We start from the raw sequence: 1,200 nt of genomic DNA on the forward strand, positions 1-1,200 counted from the left end.
TGAACCACGGTGTTATTGAGCAATACGGCACGGCTTCAGAACTCTACTACCAACCTTCGAGCAAGTTTGTTGCAGACTTCTTAGGTGGTGGTAGCTACCTAGCCGCAACGCGCATTTCAGATACGGAATACGAAACCCATATTGGTGTAGTTGAGGCGAGTGCACAGCAAGAGATTCAAATGCAATCTGCTTGTTCATTACTACTGCGACCACAACATGTCCAAATTCAGTCGGATGAAGACAGTGCGGTCACTGTGCTTGAGCAGCACTTCATGGGTGATCATTGTCGTTATGTGATTGATGCTAATGGTGATCGTCTACTGGCTATCGCATCACAGCCGCTTTATATCGGTGAGCGTGTTGCTGTGAAGATCGAAACTCAAGGCGTGCTAGCGTTCGCTTAATGTCTCTGCATACGGGATTGCGAATCCATTCTCGATTTATAGATACAAAAAAGCCCGGCAGTGATGCCGGGCAAGTGCTCTTCTCCTGTTGATGAGCGCCTTTTCAGACAGCGTCGACTCTCATCATTGTGCTCGAAGCGGGCACAAGGTCAGTTATAGAGACAAGAAGTCTTTAAACTGTTGAAGAACACGTTCCGCAGTGTCCTTATCTTGCATTTCTGCAAAAATACGTAGTAATGGCTCAGTACCAGAGAAGCGCGCGATGATCCAACCGCCGTTCTTGAAGTAGACTTTCGCGCCATCTTCGTAGCTGACTTTTTCAATATCAAACTCAAACTCAGGCAGTTGTTTTTCAACATATATCTTGTTGAATAGGACTTCTTTTTGCGCTGGTTTGAATTTGCAATCACCTTCTGCCATGTACGCGTAGCCGTACTTGCCATAGATTTCATCCAGTAGTTCAGACAACTTTTTGCCCGTTACCGAGATCATTTCAACCAGTAAGCTTGATGCGAACACACCATCTTTACCTTTGATATGACCGCGAATAGTTAAACCACCAGAGCTTTCTCCACCAATCAGTGAGTCATCTGCTTCCATTTGCGAGCTGATGTGTTTGAAGCCCACTGGAACCTCAAAACATTTCTCACCGTGATCTTCGGCGATTTTGTCTAATAGGTGTGTTGTCGCGATGTTACGTACGACTGAGCCTTTCCAACCTTTGTATTTCAATAGGTAGTAATACAGAAGAATCAGCACTTCATTTGGATGAATGAAGTTGCCTTTCTCATCGATG

Annotated in this window: 1 protein-coding gene and 1 pseudogene; one reads left to right on the forward strand and one right to left on the reverse strand. The window is 45.2% G+C overall.

Annotated features, from left to right (window positions below):
* Window positions 1–404, forward strand: a 404-nt coding sequence (locus R7Q47_RS25355) for a TOBE domain-containing protein (protein WP_318090107.1), incomplete at its 5' end; no start/stop codon positions are given.
* Window positions 405–557: 153 nt separating this feature from the next.
* On the opposite strand, the pseudogene R7Q47_RS25360 reads toward R7Q47_RS25355, so the two are convergent.
* Window positions 558–1,200, reverse strand: a pseudogene (locus R7Q47_RS25360) (phosphoglucomutase/phosphomannomutase family protein); the annotation flags it as partial.

This window comes from Vibrio sp. Vb0349 (assembly GCF_033338975.1).